Origin of the sequence: Bacillus sp. TH25, assembly GCF_016650935.1 — a bacterium.
In the GTDB taxonomy this organism is placed as follows: Bacteria; Bacillota; Bacilli; order Bacillales; family Bacillaceae_G; genus Bacillus_A; species Bacillus_A mycoides.
This window is the reverse complement of the sequence record NZ_JAEKEU010000039.1, coordinates 833957-856921: the sequence shown is the minus strand read 5'-3', so window position 1 is coordinate 856921 and position 22965 is coordinate 833957. Positions and strand designations below refer to the sequence as shown.

29 protein-coding genes are annotated in these 22965 nt (G+C 35.2%); 7 read left to right on the top strand and 22 right to left on the bottom strand.

Annotated elements, in window-relative coordinates; genetic code table 11:
- Nucleotides 1-43: 43 nt before the first annotated feature.
- The 3 genes from JFT89_RS28435 to JFT89_RS28425 all read right to left on the bottom strand — a co-directional run bounded on the left by JFT89_RS28435 (nucleotide 44) and on the right by JFT89_RS28425 (nucleotide 852).
- Complete coding sequence (locus tag JFT89_RS28435) at nucleotides 44-172, bottom strand: GapA-binding peptide SR1P (RefSeq protein WP_002033839.1); 129 nt, start codon at nucleotides 170-172, stop codon at nucleotides 44-46.
- Nucleotides 173-231: 59 nt separating this feature from the next.
- A complete protein-coding gene (locus JFT89_RS28430) occupies nucleotides 232-360 on the bottom strand; it encodes a GapA-binding peptide SR1P (RefSeq protein ID WP_000536778.1) in 129 nt (42 codons plus the stop codon).
- Between the two features lie 195 nt (nucleotides 361-555).
- Nucleotides 556-852: a DUF3055 domain-containing protein gene (locus JFT89_RS28425; protein WP_000462037.1), complete on the bottom strand. Its 297-nt coding sequence runs from the start codon at nucleotides 850-852 to the stop codon at nucleotides 556-558.
- 134 nt (nucleotides 853-986) lie between these two features.
- Between JFT89_RS28425 and JFT89_RS28420 the strand changes: the two genes are divergently transcribed.
- Nucleotides 987-1379 (top strand): DUF1885 family protein, encoded by a 393-nt coding sequence (locus JFT89_RS28420; protein WP_002014853.1) that lies wholly within the window; start codon nucleotides 987-989, stop codon nucleotides 1377-1379.
- 1 nt (nucleotide 1380) lies between these two features.
- Here the strand turns inward: JFT89_RS28420 and JFT89_RS28415 are convergent, their stop codons facing one another.
- The 5 genes from JFT89_RS28415 to pdhA form a co-directional block, all read right to left on the bottom strand.
- Nucleotides 1381-1608 carry a hypothetical protein gene (locus JFT89_RS28415; RefSeq protein ID WP_002088334.1) on the bottom strand — a complete coding sequence of 76 codons (228 nt, stop codon included), beginning with the start codon at nucleotides 1606-1608 and terminating at the stop codon, nucleotides 1381-1383.
- Between the two features lie 212 nt (nucleotides 1609-1820).
- Nucleotides 1821-3233, bottom strand: a complete 1413-nt coding sequence (lpdA, locus tag JFT89_RS28410) for a dihydrolipoyl dehydrogenase (RefSeq protein WP_002014851.1) — start codon at nucleotides 3231-3233, stop codon at nucleotides 1821-1823.
- 5 nt (nucleotides 3234-3238) lie between these two features.
- Nucleotides 3239-4531 carry a pyruvate dehydrogenase complex dihydrolipoyllysine-residue acetyltransferase gene (pdhC, locus tag JFT89_RS28405; protein WP_002033838.1) on the bottom strand — a complete coding sequence of 431 codons (1293 nt, stop codon included), beginning with the start codon at nucleotides 4529-4531 and terminating at the stop codon, nucleotides 3239-3241.
- 93 nt (nucleotides 4532-4624) lie between these two features.
- A complete protein-coding gene (gene pdhB / locus JFT89_RS28400) occupies nucleotides 4625-5602 on the bottom strand; it encodes a pyruvate dehydrogenase complex E1 component subunit beta (RefSeq protein ID WP_000068162.1) in 978 nt (325 codons plus the stop codon).
- A gap of 3 nt (nucleotides 5603-5605) precedes the next feature.
- Nucleotides 5606-6721 (bottom strand): pyruvate dehydrogenase E1 component subunit alpha, encoded by a 1116-nt coding sequence (gene pdhA, locus JFT89_RS28395; protein ID WP_000536893.1) that lies wholly within the window; start codon nucleotides 6719-6721, stop codon nucleotides 5606-5608.
- A gap of 513 nt (nucleotides 6722-7234) precedes the next feature.
- Between pdhA and JFT89_RS28390 the strand changes: the two genes are divergently transcribed.
- Both JFT89_RS28390 and def read left to right on the top strand, forming a co-directional pair.
- Nucleotides 7235-7384, top strand: coding sequence for a YjcZ family sporulation protein (locus JFT89_RS28390; RefSeq protein ID WP_002014847.1), 150 nt, complete (start codon nucleotides 7235-7237; stop codon nucleotides 7382-7384).
- Between the two features lie 167 nt (nucleotides 7385-7551).
- Nucleotides 7552-8106 (top strand): peptide deformylase, encoded by a 555-nt coding sequence (gene def, locus JFT89_RS28385; RefSeq protein ID WP_002014846.1) that lies wholly within the window; start codon nucleotides 7552-7554, stop codon nucleotides 8104-8106.
- Between the two features lie 62 nt (nucleotides 8107-8168).
- On the opposite strand, the gene JFT89_RS28380 is transcribed toward def, so the two are convergent.
- Nucleotides 8169-8942 (bottom strand): Cof-type HAD-IIB family hydrolase, encoded by a 774-nt coding sequence (locus tag JFT89_RS28380; RefSeq protein WP_002014845.1) that lies wholly within the window; start codon nucleotides 8940-8942, stop codon nucleotides 8169-8171.
- Between the two features lie 547 nt (nucleotides 8943-9489).
- Here JFT89_RS28380 and JFT89_RS28375 point away from each other — a divergent pair.
- The gene (locus tag JFT89_RS28375) at nucleotides 9490-9702 is read left to right on the top strand and encodes a DNA-dependent RNA polymerase subunit epsilon (protein WP_000576436.1); all 213 of its coding nucleotides are present in this window, start codon (nucleotides 9490-9492) and stop codon (nucleotides 9700-9702) included.
- A gap of 4 nt (nucleotides 9703-9706) precedes the next feature.
- Nucleotides 9707-11374 (top strand): ribonuclease J1, encoded by a 1668-nt coding sequence (rnjA, locus tag JFT89_RS28370; protein ID WP_002033834.1) that lies wholly within the window; start codon nucleotides 9707-9709, stop codon nucleotides 11372-11374.
- 38 nt (nucleotides 11375-11412) lie between these two features.
- Here the strand turns inward: rnjA and JFT89_RS28365 are convergent, their stop codons facing one another.
- The 10 genes from JFT89_RS28365 to JFT89_RS28320 all read right to left on the bottom strand — a co-directional run bounded on the left by JFT89_RS28365 (nucleotide 11413) and on the right by JFT89_RS28320 (nucleotide 18445).
- Nucleotides 11413-12078: a potassium channel family protein gene (locus JFT89_RS28365; RefSeq protein WP_000504033.1), complete on the bottom strand. Its 666-nt coding sequence runs from the start codon at nucleotides 12076-12078 to the stop codon at nucleotides 11413-11415.
- An 83-nt stretch (nucleotides 12079-12161) separates the two neighbouring features.
- Nucleotides 12162-13028: a hypothetical protein gene (locus JFT89_RS28360; protein WP_002014843.1), complete on the bottom strand. Its 867-nt coding sequence runs from the start codon at nucleotides 13026-13028 to the stop codon at nucleotides 12162-12164.
- Between the two features lie 273 nt (nucleotides 13029-13301).
- Complete coding sequence (locus JFT89_RS28355; RefSeq protein ID WP_002066927.1) at nucleotides 13302-14432, bottom strand: N-acetyldiaminopimelate deacetylase; 1131 nt, start codon at nucleotides 14430-14432, stop codon at nucleotides 13302-13304.
- A gap of 61 nt (nucleotides 14433-14493) precedes the next feature.
- A complete protein-coding gene (gene dapD, locus JFT89_RS28350; RefSeq protein ID WP_002014841.1) occupies nucleotides 14494-15216 on the bottom strand; it encodes a 2,3,4,5-tetrahydropyridine-2,6-dicarboxylate N-acetyltransferase in 723 nt (240 codons plus the stop codon).
- A gap of 71 nt (nucleotides 15217-15287) precedes the next feature.
- The gene (locus tag JFT89_RS28345; protein WP_002014840.1) at nucleotides 15288-16172 is read right to left on the bottom strand and encodes a transcriptional regulator CcpC; all 885 of its coding nucleotides are present in this window, start codon (nucleotides 16170-16172) and stop codon (nucleotides 15288-15290) included.
- Nucleotides 16173-16349: 177 nt separating this feature from the next.
- The gene (gene cbpB / locus JFT89_RS28340) at nucleotides 16350-16793 is read right to left on the bottom strand and encodes a cyclic-di-AMP-binding protein CbpB (protein WP_002066926.1); all 444 of its coding nucleotides are present in this window, start codon (nucleotides 16791-16793) and stop codon (nucleotides 16350-16352) included.
- A gap of 168 nt (nucleotides 16794-16961) precedes the next feature.
- Nucleotides 16962-17153: an antirepressor AbbA gene (gene abbA / locus JFT89_RS28335; protein ID WP_002145987.1), complete on the bottom strand. Its 192-nt coding sequence runs from the start codon at nucleotides 17151-17153 to the stop codon at nucleotides 16962-16964.
- A gap of 127 nt (nucleotides 17154-17280) precedes the next feature.
- Nucleotides 17281-17799 (bottom strand): ribonuclease H-like YkuK family protein, encoded by a 519-nt coding sequence (locus JFT89_RS28330; protein WP_002088343.1) that lies wholly within the window; start codon nucleotides 17797-17799, stop codon nucleotides 17281-17283.
- A 74-nt stretch (nucleotides 17800-17873) separates the two neighbouring features.
- The gene (locus tag JFT89_RS28325) at nucleotides 17874-18023 is read right to left on the bottom strand and encodes a hypothetical protein (RefSeq protein WP_002033828.1); all 150 of its coding nucleotides are present in this window, start codon (nucleotides 18021-18023) and stop codon (nucleotides 17874-17876) included.
- A 185-nt stretch (nucleotides 18024-18208) separates the two neighbouring features.
- Nucleotides 18209-18445, bottom strand: coding sequence for a YkuJ family protein (locus JFT89_RS28320; protein ID WP_000055151.1), 237 nt, complete (start codon nucleotides 18443-18445; stop codon nucleotides 18209-18211).
- A 232-nt stretch (nucleotides 18446-18677) separates the two neighbouring features.
- Here JFT89_RS28320 and JFT89_RS28315 point away from each other — a divergent pair, with 232 nt between their 5' ends.
- Nucleotides 18678-18914, top strand: coding sequence for a glutaredoxin domain-containing protein (locus JFT89_RS28315; RefSeq protein ID WP_002014835.1), 237 nt, complete (start codon nucleotides 18678-18680; stop codon nucleotides 18912-18914).
- A gap of 25 nt (nucleotides 18915-18939) precedes the next feature.
- Here JFT89_RS28315 and JFT89_RS28310 read toward each other — a convergent pair whose 3' ends face one another.
- The 3 genes from JFT89_RS28310 to fadH form a co-directional block, all read right to left on the bottom strand.
- Entirely contained in the window at nucleotides 18940-19428 is a 489-nt protein-coding gene (locus JFT89_RS28310) for a DUF3993 domain-containing protein (RefSeq protein ID WP_002014834.1), read from the bottom strand.
- Nucleotides 19429-19611: 183 nt separating this feature from the next.
- Nucleotides 19612-20829: an EAL domain-containing protein gene (locus tag JFT89_RS28305; protein WP_002066923.1), complete on the bottom strand. Its 1218-nt coding sequence runs from the start codon at nucleotides 20827-20829 to the stop codon at nucleotides 19612-19614.
- Nucleotides 20830-21084: 255 nt separating this feature from the next.
- Complete coding sequence (gene fadH, locus JFT89_RS28300) at nucleotides 21085-21849, bottom strand: 2,4-dienoyl-CoA reductase (RefSeq protein ID WP_033707150.1); 765 nt, start codon at nucleotides 21847-21849, stop codon at nucleotides 21085-21087.
- 195 nt (nucleotides 21850-22044) lie between these two features.
- Here fadH and JFT89_RS28295 point away from each other — a divergent pair, with 195 nt between their 5' ends.
- Nucleotides 22045-22902, top strand: a complete 858-nt coding sequence (locus tag JFT89_RS28295) for a metallophosphoesterase (RefSeq protein WP_002014831.1) — start codon at nucleotides 22045-22047, stop codon at nucleotides 22900-22902.
- Nucleotides 22903-22965: the final 63 nt, after the last annotated feature.

The window sequence follows — 22965 nt, the reverse complement described above, 5'->3', positions numbered from 1 at the left end:
TTCATTTCCCCCTGATTTTTAAGAATAATCTACTTATATATGATTAAGCTTTCGCATTGTCTCTACTAGCACAGTCACAATTGGAACCACATTTCCCATAAAGTACTGTCGTTTTCTCATCCTCAAAATGTCCGATTGTTCCTTCGCAAACTTGACATACGATTGTTCCCATTTTTCATTTCCCCCTAAGTTTATGGTCCTAAAAACTTTTAGCTGTCAATTTCCTATCAATTATTGGGCTTTTGTATGTTCTGTGTGATCACATCCGCAAGATCCACATTTCCCGTAAAGTACCGTTACTTTCTCATCCTCGAAGTGTGCAATTGTACCTTCACAATCTTGACATACGATTGTTCCCATTTTTCATTTCCCCCTAAGTTTATAATCCCAAAAACTTTTGTAACCGCTTAACTTTCTGTCTTTATTTTAATATGTTATACTTTTTACGTCAATAGGTTTTTAGTATAACACATTAAATATTTTAAAATTAAATTAGTATGCGATATTAACACAAAAAAACAGCCATATCTCATACGTACGACTGTTTCTTGTTAATTATTCTTCATACTCCGCATGCAAAGAAGTAGACGGAACAAGAAATTTAAAAAACTGAGCTAACTCCTCCGCCTCCTCTTCCGATCCTAACTTAAAAGTTTCCTGTATATATGGAACATTTTCTACATCATCTCTCCCAAGCAAAGTAGATCTCCCTGTTTGCATACAAACAATAAGTGGCTTTCCAAAAAACATATTTGTATAAATAACTCCAAAATCATAACGTGTATCATGCGTCATAAATCCTAAAAATCGTACCTTCACACTTTCATGCTCATCATACAATTTTTCAAACATGAGTTTCCACCTTTCTAAATAACACTTCCTACTCATTAATATATTAAACAAAAAAAGTAATACTCCTTTTAATTGTCAAAAAATTCAGTAGGATGTAGAATGATATTATTCTACTAAGTTAAGGGGGAATTTGTATGCAACACGCCTTTATCACACTTGTACCTAAATCCAATCAACAATCTGTTTCAATAGAAGATGTTAAACACCTTTTTCATAACTATAAAACCGTTACTTCCAAGACTGGTGATCAAATTAATTATGCTTATACAAATACAGCTTTTCCTTATGAAATATTAGATACATCAGCAACAACATTAAAACTCCAATCGAGTCACGATCGATATGATTCTATTTATGTTGGGATTGGAATAGAAAAGGAACAATCTTTTATTCAGGTTTCTTTGCCTACTACAGCAACATTTGGTGATAAAGGAAAAGCAAATGAATTTAGCCGTTTTCTAGCGAAGAAATTAGAAGGAGAGTTACAACTATTTAATGGAAGAACAATGTATTTCTATAAACGTTAATTTAAAAAATAGAGAATATGATTAAAAAAAGTATGCAATTTGAACACGTAAGGAATAATGCCTGCTTTCTTACGTGTAATACAAAACATGCAATCACATATGCCAAATAAAGAAATACGAAAAAGAGAATTACTTTATAATGAAACTTATCACCATTTGATAATGTTAATACAATGGAAAAACCACTCCATAATAGAAAATGATAAAATATAACATGTAATATTCTCATGGAACCTTCTCCTTTGACATGCTCTATTTTATTAATATATGGGATTAAGTTTGAATCAATTACATATTATATAACGGCATATATGCTAACCGTTCATTTAAAGTATTATATATTCATTCGACAAGTACATATAAAGACCTTGCAAGTCATTTTATGAAAATAAAAATAACCCATCTCTTTAAATAAGAGATGGGTTATTTACATTACTTAAATTATTTTACAATGTGAATTGGCATTCCAAGAGCAACTTCAGCTGCTTCCATTGTGATTTCACCTAATGTTGGGTGAGCATGGATTGTTTGAGCGATATCTTCAGCTGTCATTCCAGCTTCGATAGCTAAACCAATCTCAGAAATAATATCAGAAGCACCTGCACCTGCAACTTGTGCACCTACAAGAAGACCATCTTCTTTACGTGTTACAAGTTGTAAGAAACCGTCAGTGCTGTTTAATGATAACGCACGACCGTTTGCAGCGAATGGGAACTTAGATACAGCTACTGTCATTCCTGCTTCTTCAGCTTGTTTCTTAGTGTAACCAACAGATGCTAATTCTGGATCAGTGAAGCATACTGCAGGAATTCCGATGTAATCAATTGCTGATGCATGGCCACTAATTACTTCAACAGCTACTTTACCTTCGTAAGAAGCTTTGTGAGCTAATGGTGGTCCAGGAACGATATCACCGATTGCATAGATGTTTGAAATATTTGTACGGCATTGCTCATCAATTTCGATAATGCCACGGTCAGTCATTTTAATTCCAACTTGCTCAAGACCGATTTCTTGAGTGTTTGGACGACGACCTACAGTTACTAATACGTAATCTGCTTCTACAGTTTGGATTTCACCGTTAACTTCAAAGCTAACTTTTACGCCAGTTTCTGTTTCTTCAACGCCTTTAGCCATAGCTTTTGTATGGATATTTACGTTACCTTTTTTCTGTAGAGCACGTTTAACAACAGAGCTCATAGCTTTTTCGAAACCAGCTAAGATTTCGTCGCCAGCTTCTACTACAGTAACTTCTGTACCGAAGTTAGCATATGCAGTACCTAATTCCATACCGATGTAACCGCCGCCGATTACAACAAGTTTTTTAGGAATTTCAGGTAAGCTTAAAGCGCCTGTAGAGTTGATAACACGTTTAGAGTATTTGAATCCTGGAATTTCGATTGGTGTAGAACCAGTTGCAAGAACAGCATTTTTAAACGTATAAGTTTGTGCTGCATCTTCAGTCATTACGCGTAATGTGTTAGCATCTACGAAGTAAGCTTCACCGCGAATGATTTCAACTTTGTTACCTTTAAGAAGGCCTTCAACACCGCCAGTTAATTTCTTAACTACGCCGTTTTTCCATTCTTGAACTTTTGTAAAGTCAACTTTTACGTTCTCTGCAGTGATACCCATGTCATCAGAATGCATTGCATTCTCATAACGATGACCTGCATTGATTAACGCTTTTGAAGGAATACATCCAACGTTTAAGCATACGCCACCAAGGTTAGATTTTTCAATAATCGCTACCTTTTGACCTAATTGTGCTGCACGAATTGCCGCAACGTATCCACCAGGACCTGCACCAACAACGACTGTATCTAATTCAATTGGGAAATCTCCTACTACCATTGTTATTACGCCTCCATTACTAATAATTGTGGGTCATTCAATAGACGTTTAATTTGGTTTAATGCTTTTTGAGCAGTTGCGCCGTCAATTAAACGATGGTCAAAGCTTAGAGATAATGCTAATACTGGAGCTGCAACGATTTCACCGTTTTTCACAACTGGTTTCTCAGCGATACGGCCGATACCAAGGATTGCTACTTCTGGGTGATTGATAACTGGAGTGAACCATTGTCCACCTGCAGAACCAATGTTTGTAATTGTGCAAGAAGCACCTTTCATTTCAGTTGGAGCTAAACGACCATCACGTGCTTTACCAGCAAGTTCATTGATCTCGTTAGAAATAGTAAAGATAGATTTACGATCTGTATCTTTAACAACTGGTACTAATAGACCTTTGTCTGTATCAGCTGCGATACCGATGTTGAAGTAATGTTTATGAACGATTTCTTGAGAAGCATCGTCTAAAGCAGTATTCAACATTGGGAATTCACGTAATGCAGATGTTAAAGCTTTTACAACGTACGGAAGGTAAGTTAATTTAATACCTTTGTCAGCTGCAACAGCTTTGAACTTCTTACGGTGAGCAACAAGTTCTGTTACATCTACTTCATCCATTAATGTTACGTGAGGAGCTGTATGCTTAGAGTTAACCATTGCTTTCGCAATCGCTTTACGGATACCACTCATTTTCTCACGAGTTTCTGGATATTCACCAGCTGGGATTGGTTGTGCTTTTGGTGCTTCTTCTTTCGCTGCTGCTGCTGGAGTAGCTTCTACTGCTGCTGGAGCCTCAGTTGCTGCTACAGTTTGTCCACCATTTGCAAATGCATCGATGTCAGTTTTCACAACACGGCCGTTCTTACCAGAACCAGCTACTTTATGAATATCTACACCTTTTTCACGAGCATATTTACGAACAGATGGCATAGCGATTACACGCTCATTTACTACTTCTGCAGTTGCTGCTGGAGTAGTTTCCGCTGCTGGAGCTTCTACTGCTGCTTCTTCAGCTTTTGGAGCTTCATCATGATCGTCACCTTTAAATTTAAGGTTTTCGTATCCAGGAGCATCAAATTTAATTAATGTATCTCCTACAATTGCAACTGTTCCTTCTTCTACAAGTACTTCAAGTACTTTACCTTTAACAGGAGAAGGGATTTCTACTACTGCTTTATCATTTTGTACTTCAAGAAGTACATCGTCTTCATTTACTTCATCGCCTGGTTTAATAAACCATTTTACGATTTCACCTTCGTGGATACCTTCACCGATATCTGGTAGTTTAAATTCAAATGCCACGGAATTCAGCCCCCTGATTCATTTCATTATTATGGAATATGTACAAAAGAAACCAGCATGTGCTGATTTCTTTTGCACATGAAAAACTAAAAATTAGAAGTTCATTACTTTGTTAACAGCTTCAACAATATCTTTATGGTTTGGTAACCATACGCTCTCAGCTTGAGAGAATGGGAATACTGTATCAGCAGCTGCAACACGTACAACTGGAGCTTCTAAGTTTAAGATTGCACGGTCGTTAATTTCCGCTACAACGTTAGCTGCAATACCAGCTTGTTTTTGAGCTTCTTGAACTACAACTACGCGGCCTGTTTTTTCAACAGAAGCGATGATTGTTTCGATATCTAATGGTTGAACTGTACGTAAGTCAACAACCTCTAAAGAGATACCTTCTTTTTCAAGTTCTTCAGCAGCTTTTAATGCAGCATGAACCATAGCACCATAAGCGATAACAGATACATCTGTACCTTCACGTTTGATGTCAGCTTTGCCTAAATCAATTGTGTAATCACCTTCTGGTACATCTTGACGGAATGAACGGTACAATTTCATATGCTCTAAGTAGATAACTGGATCGTTGTCACGAATCGCAGAGATTAAAAGACCTTTTGCATCGTATGGAGTAGATGGAATAACAACTTTTAGACCAGGTTGTTGTGCCACTAATCCTTCTAAGCTATCAGCATGTAGTTCAGGAGTATGAACACCACCACCAAATGGAGAACGAATTGTTACTGGAGCAGTCCAACGTCCACCAGAACGGTAACGCATACGAGCTAATTGACCAGAAACTGAATCCATTACTTCATAAATGAAACCGAAGAATTGGATTTCTGGAACTGGACGGAAGCCTTCAAGTGCAAGTCCAACTGCAAGTCCACCAATACCAGACTCTGCAAGTGGAGTATCCATTACACGATCTTCACCGAATTCAGCTTGTAAACCTTCAGTAGCACGGAATACTCCGCCGTTTACACCAACGTCTTCACCAAACACAAGTACGTTAGGATCATTTTTCATTTCAACGCGTAAAGCATCAGTGATTGCTTGAATCATTGTCATTTGAGCCATGGCTTACTTCGACTCCTTTTCTTTGTAAATTTCATATTGTTCAGCTAAGTTGTAAGGCATTTTTTCGTACATGATTTCCATTAAATCAGTAACTTTTTGTTTTGGAGCTTGGTCAGCCTTAGCAATTGCTTGTTTGATATCTTCTTTTGCTTCTTCGATAACTTTCTCTTCAACTTCTTGAGACCATAGGCCTTTGTTTTCTAAGAATGCACGGAAGCGTACGATTGGATCTTTTTGTTCCCATTCGTTTTCGATATCTTTTGTACGGTAACGAGTTGGGTCATCACCAGCCATTGTATGTGGACCATAACGGAATGTTAAAGTCTCGATTAAAGTAGGACCTTCGCCATTTACTGCGCGCTCACGAGCGAAAGCAGTTGCTGCGTATACAGCTAATGGATCCATACCGTCTACTTGAATTCCGTAAATACCTGCTGCTACTGCTTTTTGTGCTACAGTTTTAGCTGCAGATTGCTTTTCTACTGGAGTAGAGATTGCATAACGGTTGTTTTGTACAACGAAGATTGCTGGAGCTTTGAATGCACCCGCAAAGTTCATACCTTCGTAGAAGTCACCTTGTGAAGCACCACCGTCACCAGTGTAAGTAATTGCAACAGATTTTTTACCACGTAATTTCATACCTAACGCAACACCAGCAGTTTGGATGATTTGCGCACCGATAATGATTTGTGGAGCAAGTGCATTTACATTCTCAGGCATTTGGTTACCCATGAAATGTCCACGAGAGAATAAGAATGCTTGGTATAATGGTAGACCGTGCCACACTAATTGTGGAACGTCACGATATCCTGGTAAGATGAAATCTTCTGCTTCAAGTGCGAAATGACTTGCTAATTGAGAAGCCTCTTGTCCAGCAGTTGGTGCGTAGAAACCTAAACGTCCTTGACGGTTTAAAGAAATAGAACGTTGATCTAGTACGCGAGTATACACCATACGGCGCATTAATTCTTTTAATTGATCATCAGATAATTCAGGCATAGCTGCTTCATTCACAACTTCGCCTTTTTCATTTAAAATTTGTAATGTTTCAAATTGAGCTGCGATAGCTTTCATTTGCTCATCAACATTAAATAGGGTCTTTTTTGTTTTAGTACCCATTCCGTTCACCTCTTCCTCTCTTGAACCATATTCTGAAACGCTTTCACTATCTATTAGCTAGACTGAAAGCGCAACAATGTAAACCAACAAATTTGTTTGTCGGTTGAGAATAATTTTGTGTACCTAACAATCTGTACTAATGTTTTTTCAAAAACATATTAATACAATCTTGATCACGTTTTTTAGTTTACAACTATTCTAATTACGATGTCAATTACTTTGAATACGTTTTTTTATAAATAATATGCCGGTTTCCTCTACACAAACGTGTTTTTATTTTTCACATCTGTATTAGTAAGCAATAACCTGCTGTTATATTATTCCCTTTTTAACTTATTTTTTCTCTTAGAATAATATGTAAACGATTTAATTCTCCTTAGTTTTTCTCTCTTCTCAAGAAAATTATACAAACACTTCTTCCTTTTATAGGTAAATACCTATACAATTCTGATCATTCCTCCATACATTATAGTAACCGCAGTATTAGCGGGAAATGATAAAGGAGGTCATCTCATGTACGGATACTCATATTGCTATCCAACAACTTGTTCATATCCTTCCTACGGTTATGGCGGTTCTTGTGGCGGATCTGGAAGCGGCTTCGCCTTAATCGTTGTGTTGTTTATCCTTTTAATTATCGTTGGTGCTGCTTGCATTCGCTAATTAATGTAAAATGAAACAACTATGGAAAGAAACAGACGGCTTTGCCGTCTTTTCTTTTTATTACATAACTTATCTGTAGAAGATTTGTTTCCCAGTAGCTCTTCCTTACTTGCCGATGACTTTTTTTATCTCCTTTGGTAGACTAAAGAAGAAAGGAGAGATTACATATGCTTACAATGAATGAGGTAATTCGTGAAGGAAATCCTATTTTGCGCGACGTCGCAGAAGAGGTCTCCCTACCTGCTAGCGAGGAAGATACAAATACTCTTAAAGAAATGATTGAATTTGTAATAAATAGCCAGGACCCTGAAATGGCTGAAAAATATAATTTACGCCCCGGAATCGGATTAGCGGCTCCGCAAATCGGTATTTCAAAGAAAATGATTGCGGTTCATGTAACTGATACGAACGATACGTTATATAGCTACGCATTATTTAACCCAAAAATCATTAGTCATTCTGTTGAACGTACATATTTACAAAATGGTGAAGGCTGTCTATCTGTAGACCGTGAAGTACCTGGTTATGTCCCTCGTTACACGAGAATTACAGTAAAGGCAACAACGATTAACGGTGAAGACGTAAAACTGCGATTAAAAGGTTTACCAGCAATTGTATTCCAACATGAAATCGACCATTTAAACGGTGTTATGTTCTATGACCATATTAATAAAGACAATCCATTTGTGGCTCCCGATGATTCAAAACCTCTCGAGCGATAATAGTAAAAAGGCGGAAGTTAACCTTCCGCCTTTTTACTATATGAAATGGGTTCCACACTTACTTATAACAAGCCAGCCCACTTTAATCCGTGATAAATACCGTCTTCATTAACATCTTTTGTCACATAATTAGCAAGTTTTTTCAAATCCTCATGACCATTCCCCATCACAATGCCCGTTCCTACTGCTTCAATCATTTCTAAATCATTTAATCCGTCCCCAAATGCATATACTTGTTCACGATTAAATCCTATTTTCTCAATAAACTTCTCAATCCCTTTTGCCTTAGAACCACCATTAGGGATAATATCCATTGAATATGCATGCCAGCGTATAAAATGAAAATCTGGATAATGATGAATAAACTTTTCTTCTTCGTTTACTTCACAAAAAAGAAGCGTTTGATAAATATCGCGTTTCTCATAAAAATCAGGTTCATATGCCGGATGCTCGAATTGTAAGCTTCCAAAACCTTCTTTTACATAATCATGATATTCCACTGACGCTCTCATTTCTTGATGGTCAAGATATACAAGTGGATATCCTTCTTGTTTTGCAAACTGAGTAAACTTATGTAGAGCATCAGGATGTAATGGATTATTAAATAATACCTCATCCTCAAATACAACATACTGCCCGTTAAAACTAACATAATTATGTATATTGAGTTCCTCACGAATATCTTCAAACATAAATGGCGCACGCCCTGTCGCAATCGCTACATGCACACCTTTTTCTTGTAAATCTCTTACTGCATCTCTTGTAGATTGCGGAATTTTCTTATCATGATCTAATAATGTTCCATCAATATCAAAAAAGACAATTTTATCATTCATTTGTCAAAATCCTTTCTGGCACTCTATATTCCTATTTTGATTATCACTTTTCAAATTTCAAAAAAAGTATAACATATTAAACATCTGTGAAGAAAGCGTTCACTTTCTGACCTTATTTATGAAATGTGCATATACTATTAGTGAAAAAATGTGGATACTTGTTCGGATGAATTTTCTTTTCTATTCTTCCTCATACTATATCTATAACTAACGGCTACTAATCGTTACTACAAGATAACTTACACTATACTAAAAAGAACAAGATTCACTATTCACTTCTAATCTTCTTTCTTGTATGAGAGACGGAGTTATCATTAGTAATATGCATGTTTAAAATAAGGAAAGGAAGGAGTAATCATGCTGAAGAAGCTGAAGAAAAAGCTCAAGCGTTATTTAAACGATTTAGTCCGTAAGAAGACAATCGCTTAAATTGTGCCCATTTCGGGCTTTTTCTTCATTCTCATTCGAAAAAACATGAAAATCGTGACTGTTTGCTTTATAATAAGTAACAGATAATGCAAAACATAGACAAGGAGAGGTTTTCCCAATGATTTTTAAAGTATTTTATCAAGAAAAATTAACTGAGGTCCCAGTACGTGAAAATACAAAAGTTTTATATTTAGAGGCTACGTCTCAAAAGGATGTCCGTAAAAAATTAAATAAGTTCGCATATAATATCGAGTTCGTTCAGTCTGTTACTGGTGCTCATCTTGAATATGAAAAACAAAACGCTGATTTAATATTAGCGGAGATCGTATAGTCATATGAAATTCCTAAAAAATGATCAAGCTGCCGTTTTTGCCCTCGGTGGTCTTGGTGAAATCGGTAAAAATACATATGCTGTTCAATTTCAAGATGAAATTATTATAATTGATGCTGGAATTAAATTTCCAGAAGACGAACTCCTCGGGATCGATTATGTAATACCAGATTACACTTATTTTGTGCGAAACGAAGATAAAATTAAAGGGTTATTCATTACACATGGTCACGAAGATCATATTGGTGGAATTCCTTATCTATTACGTCAAGTAAACATTCCAATTTACGGCGGAAAATTAGCAATTGCCCTAATAAAAAACAAATTAGAAGAGCACGGATTACTTCGTAAAGCAAAACTTTATGAAATTCAAGAAGATGATGTTATTAAATTTAAAAAGACATCTGTTTCCTTCTTCCGTACAACTCACAGTATTCCGGATTCATACGGAGTTGTTGTGAAAACACCTCAAGGACAAGTCGTTCATACAGGTGATTTCAAATTTGATTTCACACCAGTAGGTGAGCCAGCAGATTTAACAAAAATGGCCGAGATCGGAAAAGACGGTGTACTTTGTCTCTTATCTGATAGTACAAACAGTGAAGTGCCAAACTTTACGATGTCTGAGCGCCGCGTTGGTGATAGTATTCAAGATATATTCCGCAAAGTAGACGGTCGTATTATATTCGCAACCTTTGCATCGAATATCCATCGCTTACAACAAGTTGTTGAGGCTGCTGTTGAAAACAATCGTAAAGTAGCTGTATTCGGTCGAAGTATGGAAGCGGCTATTGAAATCGGACAAAACCTTGGTTATATCCGGTGTCCAAAGGATACATTCATAGACACAGCTCAGCTAAACCGCCTACCAGCTAATAAAGTTGTTATGTTATGTACAGGTAGTCAAGGGGAGCCGATGGCAGCACTTTCACGTATTGCCAATGGTACACATCGTCAAATTCAAATTATCCCTGGCGATACAGTTGTTTTCTCTTCTTCACCAATCCCAGGCAATACAATTAGTGTAAGTCGTACAATTAACATGTTGTACCGCGCTGGTGCTGATGTAATCCATGGTAAACTCTCTAATATTCATACGAGTGGACACGGTGGACAAGAAGAACAAAAGTTAATGCTACGTCTTATTAAGCCGAAATATTTCATGCCAATTCATGGTGAATATCGTATGCAACGTATGCATATGAAATTAGCGAATGATTGTGGTATTCCAGAAGAAAATTGTTTCATTATGGATAATGGAGATGTTCTTGCTTTACGTTCTGATGAAGCAAGCGTAGCTGGGAAAATCCCATCTGGCTCTGTCTATATCGATGGAAATGGTATTGGAGATATCGGTAATATCGTATTACGTGATCGTCGCATTCTTTCTGAAGAAGGACTTGTTATTGTAGTTGTAAGCATTGATATGAAAGAATTTAAAGTTGCAGCAGGACCTGATATCATCTCGCGTGGTTTCGTTTATATGCGTGAAAGCAGCGATTTAATCAACGATGCTCAAACATTAATTACAACACATTTAGAAAAAGTAATGGAGCGAAAAACAACACAATGGTCTGAAATTAAAAATGAGATTACAGACACATTAGCACCATTCCTATACGAAAAAACGAAACGTCGTCCAATGATTTTACCAATCATTATGGAAATATAAGAAAAAGGACAATGCCTCCTCGGCATTGTCCTTTTCTCTTATCTTAAAAAATGCTTAAAACGATCTACTTCATCGTCATGACCAATTACAATTAATATATCTCCCGCCTGAACGTTTTCTGTAGCTCGAGGAGATACGATAACTTCTTTCCCACGTTTAATTGCTACAATGTTTAAACCAAACTTCGCACGAATATCTAATTCAATTAAAGAGTGCCCATCAATTTTTTTATTTGCGATAATCTCTACAATACTATGCTCATCTGAAAGCTCTAGGTAATCTAACACATTACTTGATGCGATATTATTAGCAATCCTTTTTCCCATATCTCGTTCTGGATGCACAATATGATCTGCCCCTATTTTACTTAACACTTTTTCATGATAGTCATTTTGAGCTTTTACAGTAATATTTTTCACACCTAATTCTTTCAAAATTAACGTTGTTAAAATACTTGAATTCAAATTATCTCCAATAGCAACGACTACATGATCAAAATTACGAATACCAAGACTTTTTAATACCATCTCATCTGTTGAATCTGCAATTACAGCATGCGAAGCTATATTTGCAAACTCATTAATTTTATCCTCATCTGAGTCAATTGCCATTACTTCCATACCTAATTGAGCTAATTCACGGCAAATACTTCCACCAAAACGGCCAAGCCCAATAACAGCAAATTCTTTCTCTTTTTCGCCCACAGGAATTCCTCCAATAACATCAAATACTATGTACTTTTATTGTAACATACTTTAAATTCGCTACAAAAACCTGTATATACTTCTTATTTTTGTTTTTGCATATAAAAATACTGTTGTAAATAAAACGCGATACCGAAAATTAACATACCAAATACAAATATATTTCCAAATGAACTAAATGTTTCAAAAACGAACAATAGCGTTTCTTGTCCGAAAAAAGCAAATAAAAGTTGTGTAAATGCGAATAACAGTGCCAATATGTAATGATGTTGATGGAATAAATAATGTGTTGCGCCTAAAAAAGCTACAAGCGAAACAATGAAGATCCACCAAGTTTCTAAAAACAATTGCCAATTAGTAAATTGATATCCATTTACTAATATCGCAATAATTCCTATAACTGCCATCGTCGGCACACTCCATAATAATGCACGCCCTCTAAAGAAGTGCGCACCTTTTGCATCTCCTTTTTCATTCGCGATGTATGTTAGCACGACAGTACTTATATACAAAACAGAGAGGATTGTTAAAACAATGATAAGCCAAAAATGTAATTGATAATATTCATGTTCTATATTCGTCACAATTGCAGCTAACATACATGGAATAAACATCCCTGTCCAACCATCTATTTTTCTTTCGTTCCAAAACACCGTATTACCAATCCGAATTCCTAATAGCATAAAAATAATGATACCTAGTACAAATAACGTAGTCTTATTCCCTACTAAACTCGTTGAGAAAGCAATTAATCCAATAAATAAAAAAAGAACAAATCCATTCATAATTTCTAGTACAGGTGACAAATATCTTTTCACCCATTTGTATGTTTCTTCATATTCACTATTATTTGCTAAACGATAGGCGTAAAAACTTATCCCAAAATAAACCGCCGCAATAATAACATATGCATATAAGACGAAACATAAAATCGCACTGCTAATTTGCACGTAATTCCCCACCCTTTTTTCTATGTATCACATTGATTTTACACACTTTTCATACTAAAAGTAAACATATATAGGGTAGTTAAATAATTATCTTCCCTATTAGCAATAATTAATAATGAGCAGTGGCTAAAAACCCCCTGCTCATTATTAAGACGTCAAATTTAACTTTACTCATTTGTATGAAGATGTCTAACACTAACAAATACGAAAGATGTTTTCGTCTCTGAACTAAGAAGTCCCCACTCTAAACTATTGCACAATTAGCGAGTAAGTTCACTTTCTATTTCCCTTCCACTTCACATATTGATTTAAAAATACAATTACTTTCTCAATAACCTCTTCGTCTGGCTTTAATTTCGCATGATGTAAACCATATTCTGAATTTACTCCAAGCCAAAACATAAATCCAGGTATCTCTCGAAGCATATAACCAAAGTCTTCACCTGTCATTGCCTCCGTACACGTAATTACGTCCATATTCGTTTGTTCACGTGTAAATTGCATAAACTCTCTCGTTAGCTCCTCATGGTTATACACTTGATGATACATCGCTCCGTAGTCAATAACAGCTTCACATTGAAAAGAAGCTTCTATTCCCGCAACAATTGCCTCAATTCGGCTTTTAACACGTTTCATTGATTCCACTGATAGCGTTCGAATTGTTCCTTCTAAACGAGACTTTTCTGCGATAATGTTTTGAACTGTACCACCTGTAATTTTCCCAATTGTAATTACCGCACTGTCAAGAGGGTTCACATTACGACTAATAACTGTTTGAAGTTGTGTAACGAGATGACTCGCTGCAACAATCATATCATTTGCTGTATGCGGATATGCAGCATGTCCGCCTTTTCCTTTTAAATCAACGTATAGCTCTGATGTATTCGCAAATAATAAACCTTCTTTTGTAGCAATTGTTCCCACAGAGTATTCAGGCGCAATATGAAGTCCAAGAATCATATTAGGCTTCCATTCTTTTAACTCATCGCTTTCTAACATAGGAAGTGCACCACCTGGACCTTCTTCAGCTGGTTGGAATATAAACACAAGATCATCATCTATTCTTTCGCTTACAGCCGCTGTTAGAAGTCCTAAACCGATTGTTGCATGCAAATCATGTCCACATGCATGCATCATTCCTTCATGAACAGAAGAGAATTCATATCCAGTTTCCTCTGTAATTGGTAGACCGTCTATATCTGCACGATAACCTATTATTTTTTCTGGATTTTTTCCATTTACTTTAACAATTACACCTGTTTTCCATGTTTTCACTTCCAAATATTCATTAGGAAGCGTTCCTATATAATCTAAAATATACTGTTGTGTTTTCCACTCTTTAAATCCGATCTCCGGAATTTTATGTAAATCTCTACGAACTTGGACAAATTTGCTTACTGTCATTTTTGCACCTCTATCTATAAAAAGCGTAAGAGCACATTCATGCTCTTACGCTTTTTATTTTTTATTTCTCTGGGTTTAATTGACGAAGCTCTTGTTTAATTTCTGTTTTTGCTTTTGTCTTCTCATCAATTTCTTTAATTACACGTGCCGGAGTTCCCGCAACAACTGTATATGGAGGCACATCTTCTGTTACAACAGCTCCTGCTGCTACAACTGCACCTTTACCTACTGTAACGCCTTCTAGAACAACTACATTTGCACCAATTACAACATCATCTTCAACGATAACTGGTTTTGCAGAAGGTGGCTCAATAACACCAGCAAGTACAGCACCTGCACCTACGTGACAGTTCTTACCAACTGTTGCACGTCCACCAAGCACTGCGTTCATGTCGATCATAGTACCTTCACCAATTACAGCACCGATGTTAATTGTTGCATTCATCATGATAACAGCGTTGTCACCAATTTCTACATGGTCACGAATAATCGCGCCTGGCTCAATACGAGCTTTAATACCTTTTAAATCAAGCATTGGAATTGCAGAATTACGACGGTCATTCTCAACTACATAGTCAACAATGTGCTTGTTATTTTCATCAAGAATTGTCTTAATTTCAGACCATTCTCCGAATAATACACCAGATTTTTTATTTACAAATGCTTGTACTGTTTCAGGGAATGTTACCTCTTTTAAATCCCCTTTTATGTATACCTTTACAGGAGTTTTCTTTTCACTGTTTTGAATAAACGAAATAATTTCGTTAGCGTCCATCATTTTCATTCTTGTTGCCTCCTAAATCCATTTATAATGTTACTCTACCAAACGATAGAGCGAGTAGCAAGACAATAATCTTATTTTTCCATTTGAATTTCTTCTATAATTTCTAAAAATGCTTGTACTTGCTTCAACTGCCTTGCCGAGTCACTCGTCAATAACCATGTTTCTCTCGTTAATTGAACAGGTGTTTTATACATATTTTCCTGCACTTCTTTTAAAACAGTCGAAGGTAAAAGAGCATAACCTATTCCATTTAAAACAAGCTGTTTGCACGTTTCAATTTGGTCAACTACAATCGTTCGCTTAGGTGGATTTGAAAATAATCCATACCACCAATTTTGTATTTGTCCATAGTAGGTCGAATCACTTTTAAATTGAATAAATGGTCTATTTGTCTCTTTTAACATCGAAATATCTTTTATTTCTTTATCGACTAAATATAATTCATCTTCAAATAATTGTTGTTTCTGCCCTTTGTATTCTTGTGATCCTCTCAGTATAGCAACATGAACGTCTCCTTCATAAAATTGCTTTTGCACTTCACTACTCCAGCCAGTAAACAGAGATATCTTCACAGAAGGATACTTATGCACAAATTTTTTCAAAACAGGCGGAAGCCAATATTGCCCAATGACTGATGCAACAGCTATTTTTAACGTACCGTATGTTTCGGTTCTAAAAAGAGCCAGTTCACTTTTAATACCCTCTTCCCGTTGTAACATTTCTTTTGCATAATTTGCAACTTTTTCCCCTTCAGGTGTAATTGTTAATCCTTTTTGTGAACGAATAAAAAATTTCATTCCCCATTGTTTCTCCATAGATTGTAATCGTTGACTAAGCGCAGGTTGGGAAACAAATAAACGTTCCGCCGCTTTTCTCATATTTGATTCCTGAGCTAACACAACCATCATTTGAAAATCATCAATTTGCAACTTTCTCCCTCTTTCCTTAGCTTCCATACACCTAATTTTAATAAGCATTTCATCCTTAATTTAATTGCATACTTTTATACATTAGAACGGTTTGTTAGTTCAAACTTTTCTTATGCTTTATGTCTTTTTAAATATAATACATACACAACTGATATGCACGAAAAAAAGTGACTTCGCCTTTTCTGTGAAGTCACTTTCCCTACCTTATCGATTATGCTGTCTCACTTTTTTATTCAACAATTTTAAAATAGCCCGACGTGTTAAAATACCCTCGAAGTAACCTTCTTCATTGACAGCGCAAATAAAAGGATGATCAATTGTCATTTCTAAAGCTTTTGCAAAAGAATCTTCTAACATAAGAACTGGAATCTCTTCCTTCATCACTTGTTCCACTTTCATATTCTCAAGTCTTTCAAACTCAATGCGCTCTAATCCTAAAATACCATCTAAAATCATAGCAGTACTAATTAACCCATGTAGTTTATACATAGGGTCTAAAACAGGAATCGCCGAATATCCAGATTTCACAAGAACGAGTAAAGCATGTTCTAGACCATTCCCTATTTGTACATGTGCTACTTTATCTGATGAAATCATTAAATCCTTCACAAGAATTTGTTGAAACTCGTCTTTCGGAATACTAATCATGTTACATCCCCCATTTTCCCTTTTTCCTGCTAATATTCTCCGATCCTATTCACATTTTATGATAGCGTTTTCATATTATTATTTTGTCCTGACATTCTTCTAATAAAAATAAAAATACATAACTATTTTAGCATATAACATAAAAAAAGACTACCATTCCGGTAGTGCTTAATACCCTTTATTTTTTAATCGGTAAAACAATCTTGTGATTTTTTTATATTGCGTCACATCTGTCTGTTTTAAACCATTCTCAATGTCTGTAAGCTCCACCGCTAAAATTTCGCTCGCGTAATTTTGCTGAAACAGAATATCCAACAATAAATTTTCTTCTTCTCTTGTTAAAACAAATTCCTTTTCCATATGCTCCTCTCCTTGCACTCGCATCATCACTCTCATTATATAAATTTTTCAGTCTATTTAACAGATGTAATATTCAGTTTTTGTTAGAAATACTTAACGACTGCGAATATATAGACATCATTTCACATTATTTTGTATATCTATTTGCGTAACTAAATGCCGCATAAGCATCTGGTTTAATTTTTGCTGTTAATCCCATTGCTTGAATTTTCATCGTCATATCTAAAATAAATTCTTTTGTTAAACCATCATTCCCGATATCTAAATGAATTTCCATTATGAATCCTGCTCCATCTTGAGCGTATGGGTGCAATAAATCCCATATCGCTTGTATATGATTGGGAGTAAATAGATAGGCGATTTCTTGACTAAACTGTGTTTCTAAATATATTTTCTCTCGCAACGTTGCTGGCTTATTTTTCACTGATTTATGATGCAAACATCCCCATGCTCCTTTTCCAACACGATGAATATGTATCGCCGTAATAAACCTCGTATCCTTTTGATGCGCTTGTGAGTCTGTCCCAATAGATAATCGATATAAATTTCGCGGATCCTTTTCAATGAAACTACAAATACGGTTAAATACCATATCAAAATTCAAATGTCTCTCTGAAACATTATAAAATGTATACTCACCGTCCACATAGTCACGTCCTTTCAATTAGACAGACTTTTCGTATTCTCATTGTATGGGACAAAAACAAAAATTATAACTTACTACCCTTTATTCGTTTCAATATTTCGAATTACATAATTACAAAACCTACATGTATAAATTACATTTTGATTAGACTGGGCGGTTAATACGTGATTAATTTCAGCATGACTGTGACAATTAGGACAAATAACAATCGGTAAGCGTTCCATCCTTTGCACCTCCTATTAATATTTACTATCATTGTAGGAAAAATAAAAAATTCCTATACATATACATTTGTAAAAACTCTTTTATTTAATCGCGACTTAAATTACAACTTCTACTACCTATATAGCCCATTAATTAATATAACTAAAAAAGGTACCGCCATTTGGCAGTACCTTTTTTATATGTATCAAGAAATGATATCGTAAATCTCAATTGCAACCATATCGATGTTATCGAATTGATACACTTGAGGTTTTTCACCTTGTTGATACACTTCTAACTCATACATTTCACTTTTATCGAAAAATTTCACGCTACATTTGCGCTCACCGTTCACTTCAAAATAGCGTTGTGCTACTTCACCGCTTTCAGCTTGTTCTTGTAGACTAACAAGTCGAGTTAAAATTCCTTGGAGTAGAGACATGAAATCTCTCCTTTCTCTGATCTTCCTACCAATAGGTTTTACAGCTATACTCATTCTATCCGTCATAACAGAAAAAACGTTCCACAATCTAGGATAAAGGTTCTTGGCAAGAAACTCAACTAAAATTTGTCGAAATAAGAAGTAAAAAGATGAAAGAGCATCTTTTTACTTCTTTATTGCGCTTTTTATACTGGCAGAATATAATAAACAACAGAAAAAGGGAGGAATTACAATGAAAAAAATTGAGGTTTATACACAACCTGATTGTCCGCCTTGTACCATTGTAAAAGAATTTTTAAAACATAATAACGTTGTATATGAAGAATTTGACATAAAAAAAGACGCTGCTGCACGCAATCGTCTTTTATATGACTATGAATCCTATTCAACTCCAACAGTTGTAATTGACGAAGAAGTTGTGGCAGGTTTTCAAATTGAAAAATTACAACAGCTACTCGGTATAGAATAGGAATAGGCGACACCTATTCCTATTCTCATAATTGTTGTAACCTTTTTATTTCAGTCAACAGTTCCTGACTTTCATGATACCCTGCTAATTTCCATTTTCCATTATCCTTTTGCAATGTCACAATTTGATATTGTCCACTCTTTGTCCGCTCATAGACATATAAATTTTTATGTTCTTCATCATAAGACATTTTTGTTTCTGAATTAAAAGAAAACGGAGCTTCTTTTGCTGGAAGTAAATATTCACCACTTTGTTTTTCATTTCTACTGTTTTCATCTGTAAAAACTTGAAGGAAATTATTTGTAAAATATGGTGATAACGTCTCTATCATCTTATTCATAGGTATTTGCTTCCCGCGGATTGAAAATTGCGTCTCATAACCTTTTTGTATCGTTGTAAACACTTCTTTCCGATCCACTTTCACTTCTTCTTTTCCTAAAACAGTTGTGACACTATAGCCAACTAGAAAGGCAACACATATAAATAGAACAAACCATATTCCATATTTCTTCATTTTTTCACCTTCCTTTTAAAAGAGCTTGTCTTTGTAGTATTCATTGTAACAATGATTATGCAAAGAAAGGGATGATTTCGTTCGTAAAATCTTTACAACGATAGACAGCATTTTCATCATCATTTTCACTATTACCAATTTATGATAAAAACAAACAAAAAAATACACGAATCTCTTCGTGCATTAAAATAAAACATCTTCTTCATATAAATATTCGTACGATAAATCTATAAATAAAAAGTTTTCATCATCAATAGGGAATGAAAATGTTCGTACCATTTCACCAGTTTCGATATCAGCATATAAATCTGAAAGTCTTGCCTTATTCTCAAAACGCATTTTCATTATATTTTCTAGAAAATACGGGCGCCAGCTCCAGTTCTTCATATAATACTCTGGCATAATGATCCATCCACCATCTTTTTTCATAACATTACCCGATTGTTGAAAACCATCTTCATTACAAATAAATATCCGAAAACTATATTGTGATATGCTTTGGCTAAATTGTAATAACCAATCATTTATATCTTCATTCTTTTTTTGTTTTGACAGAACATCACCAATTCGATCACGTAACATCTCTGTTAAATTATAAATTTTTTGCAACTTCTTCTTCTCATGCAGAATAAATTGATGACATTCATTACCAAGTCGCTCTTTTAAAACATTCGTTTCAATAAAATCAGGTAAACATTCTTTCAAATAATTACCTTGATAATATCTACCACCGTTTTTCCAAGCATATTGTAGTTGATAAAAAGCATCAATTTCTTCATATAACAATGTCGCACCAATTCTTCTAGCAAGTAAAGATAAGGAATATAAAATATCTTGATAAGATTGTAAAAGTGCAGTTTGCCTTAAATTTGTTAAATCTACTTTTAAAATATCCGGTGCTAACACGCTAATACGCTCTAAATTACTTGTACCCGTTCCGACTTTATTAATCGAAATTTGAATACCATATGTACGATAATACATGAGTAAATGATTAAATTGTTCTATATCTTCTTTACATTCATGTTCTGTTATTTCCAGAACAATGCGTTGTAAGTTCAAACCTTGTTCTTCATACATCAGCAAAAGTTGAAGTAAACTTTCATCTTCATCATTCATTAATACATTAGCATTCCGATGTATAAATAATAATAATTTTTGATCTGTTTCTAAATACCTATTTAACGCTTTTTCTACGATGATGTTATCCGCTTCAAGTTGGAACTCACTCGGAATAGAATCATCATGGAAGAAAGATGCTAAACTTTGTATGCCCTCTTCTGTTTGAATACGTCCTACAACTTCATATCCAATTACTGTATGCTCATCAGCACTAAAAATAGCTTGATAATAAGGAAGGACTTTATCCAAGTTACTCATTACATCTAATGCATCTATCAACGTGCTTCCCTCCCTTTACTTTTCAAAAATTATAACACGATATTTACGGAAAAATAATAAAAAATCCCTTCAGTTTTCCTGAAGGGATTAGAGGGGTAAAATGCTAAGGGGAATTAGCAATTCTACTATGAAGAAAAAAGAGGTCTTAAATATAACGTATATATCCCCTCTTGTAAACACATTTCTTTTAAGTGTCACAATTTCGTCATATTTTACCACAAAGAAATGAATAAATCATTCGTTTTTTCATCCCTTTTAAAATGGATATTGATGCAAATGCTGGCCACCATCCATTGTCATACAAGTTCCATTTATGTATGCAGCTTCATCTGAACATAAATAATAAGCTAGACCCGCAATTTCTTCTGGTGTACCCATTCTACCAAGTGGAACACTTTGCAATGTACGCTTAGCCATTTCTTCTGAAATCCATAATTTATCGGCACCACCTGTACGTTCAATTGGTCCTGGTGCGATAGCGTTAACTCGTATTCCATATTTACGTCCCCACTCAACAGCAAGAGTTTTTGTCATCGCTAATACACCAGCTTTAGCTGCTGCCGAATGGATAACCCCTGGGCCTGCATCCCATGCATATGTTGCCACCATGTTAATAATATTTCCTTTTATACCTTTTCCAATCCAATATTTCCCAATAGCCTGACTACAATAAAATGTACCATTTAATACAATATTAATTACCGAATTCCAGCCATTCACAGATAAGTCCTCTGCTGGACAAATAAAGTTTCCAGCTGCATTATTTATTAAAATATCAATTCGTCCAAACTTCTCATCAATATGTTCAATCATTTTTTGAATATCATCAGTATTTCGTACATCCATTTGTACAGATAATACTTGCCCTGGAAACTGTTCAATTTCTAACTTTGCTTCTTCTAGCTTTTCTTTTGTACGCCCTGTAATAACAACACGTGCCCCTTCTTTCGCAAAACGAATCGCCATCCCTTTTCCCATTCCACTTGATCCACCTGTTATAATAACTACCTTCTCTTTCACATACATCCCCTCCAAAAAATGAATACACATTCATTTTATCACTTTATTTGATAGAAATCTTTATATTTTTAAATTTTTCTGATATTTTAACGTAAAGAGGTTTCTTTTCGTTCATTTTTTTCGTAATCTATACTACTTCTTTAGTATTTAAAATATATTTTAAAAAAACTGAAGGGAGGTTCGAGTAACCTGTATATGAAGAAAATTACAAGAAGAAATTTTTTGAAATCTGGAATACGCACTTGTCTATATTCATTTATAACCGCAAGTATCGGCTATTATTATGCTAAATATATAGAGCCCTATTTGCTTTCTTTTACGCAACACACACTTAAATCACCGCTCATACCAAAAGGTTTTCATGGTATGAAGATCCTTCAATTTAGCGATTTACATCTAGGATACTATTTCTCTCTCCAACATTTATCTCAAATCGTTTCCAAGATTAATGCTGAAAAGCCAGATATTGTCCTTTTTACTGGTGATCTCATTGATGATTACCAAACATATACCGAGGCTTCTTTTGTTGCATCCATTTTAAAGAATATACAGGCACCCTTCGGTAAATTTTCTATTTATGGTAACCACGACCATGGCGGATATGGAACTGAATACTATGATCACATCATGCGCGAATCTGGATTTGAACTTTTGCAAAATAGCGAAAAGCGAATTCGTTTACTGGATAATAGTGAAATTTCTATTTTCGGACTCGATGATATGCTACTGGGTAAACCAAAAATAGCGGAAACTTTACAACATGCAAAACAAAATATTTATACAATTGTTCTCGTTCACGAACCAGATATCGCGCCACAAATCGCTACATATCCAATCAATCTTCAACTTTCTGGTCATAGCCATGGCGGACAAGTACAAATTCCTTTTTTAGGTGCTATTATTACCCCGTCGCTTGCAAAAGAATATATTGAAGGTTTCTATAACATTCAAGGTTTGACTCTCTATGTCAATCGAGGTATTGGAAGAACACGTGTCCCATTCCGCTTTATGTCAAAACCTGAAATTACACTCTTCATCCTACAACATTCGTAACAATTCGCCTATTTCCTTACATATCCTTCCTTGTACGCGCTCATCCACGCTTGGTCCACCATA

Coding starts and splice junctions, on each gene's coding strand:
- JFT89_RS28435 (WP_002033839.1), bottom strand. CDS start 172: ATGGGAACAATCGTATGTCAAGTTTGCGAAGGAACAATCGGACATTTT.
- JFT89_RS28430 (WP_000536778.1), bottom strand. CDS start 360: ATGGGAACAATCGTATGTCAAGATTGTGAAGGTACAATTGCACACTTC.
- JFT89_RS28425 (WP_000462037.1), bottom strand. CDS start 852: ATGTTTGAAAAATTGTATGATGAGCATGAAAGTGTGAAGGTACGATTT.
- JFT89_RS28420 (WP_002014853.1), top strand. CDS start 987: ATGCAACACGCCTTTATCACACTTGTACCTAAATCCAATCAACAATCT.
- JFT89_RS28415 (WP_002088334.1), bottom strand. CDS start 1,608: ATGAGAATATTACATGTTATATTTTATCATTTTCTATTATGGAGTGGT.
- lpdA (WP_002014851.1), bottom strand. CDS start 3,233: ATGGTAGTAGGAGATTTCCCAATTGAATTAGATACAGTCGTTGTTGGT.
- pdhB (WP_000068162.1), bottom strand. CDS start 5,602: ATGGCTCAAATGACAATGATTCAAGCAATCACTGATGCTTTACGCGTT.
- pdhA (WP_000536893.1), bottom strand. CDS start 6,721: ATGGGTACTAAAACAAAAAAGACCCTATTTAATGTTGATGAGCAAATG.
- JFT89_RS28390 (WP_002014847.1), top strand. CDS start 7,235: ATGTACGGATACTCATATTGCTATCCAACAACTTGTTCATATCCTTCC.
- def (WP_002014846.1), top strand. CDS start 7,552: ATGCTTACAATGAATGAGGTAATTCGTGAAGGAAATCCTATTTTGCGC.
- JFT89_RS28380 (WP_002014845.1), bottom strand. CDS start 8,942: ATGAATGATAAAATTGTCTTTTTTGATATTGATGGAACATTATTAGAT.
- JFT89_RS28375 (WP_000576436.1), top strand. CDS start 9,490: ATGATTTTTAAAGTATTTTATCAAGAAAAATTAACTGAGGTCCCAGTA.
- rnjA (WP_002033834.1), top strand. CDS start 9,707: ATGAAATTCCTAAAAAATGATCAAGCTGCCGTTTTTGCCCTCGGTGGT.
- JFT89_RS28355 (WP_002066927.1), bottom strand. CDS start 14,432: ATGACAGTAAGCAAATTTGTCCAAGTTCGTAGAGATTTACATAAAATT.
- dapD (WP_002014841.1), bottom strand. CDS start 15,216: ATGAAAATGATGGACGCTAACGAAATTATTTCGTTTATTCAAAACAGT.
- JFT89_RS28345 (WP_002014840.1), bottom strand. CDS start 16,172: ATGGAAGCTAAGGAAAGAGGGAGAAAGTTGCAAATTGATGATTTTCAA.
- cbpB (WP_002066926.1), bottom strand. CDS start 16,793: ATGATTAGTATTCCGAAAGACGAGTTTCAACAAATTCTTGTGAAGGAT.
- abbA (WP_002145987.1), bottom strand. CDS start 17,153: ATGGAAAAGGAATTTGTTTTAACAAGAGAAGAAGAAAATTTATTGTTG.
- JFT89_RS28325 (WP_002033828.1), bottom strand. CDS start 18,023: ATGGAACGCTTACCGATTGTTATTTGTCCTAATTGTCACAGTCATGCT.
- JFT89_RS28320 (WP_000055151.1), bottom strand. CDS start 18,445: ATGTCTCTACTCCAAGGAATTTTAACTCGACTTGTTAGTCTACAAGAA.
- JFT89_RS28315 (WP_002014835.1), top strand. CDS start 18,678: ATGAAAAAAATTGAGGTTTATACACAACCTGATTGTCCGCCTTGTACC.
- JFT89_RS28310 (WP_002014834.1), bottom strand. CDS start 19,428: ATGAAGAAATATGGAATATGGTTTGTTCTATTTATATGTGTTGCCTTT.
- JFT89_RS28295 (WP_002014831.1), top strand. CDS start 22,045: ATGAAGAAAATTACAAGAAGAAATTTTTTGAAATCTGGAATACGCACT.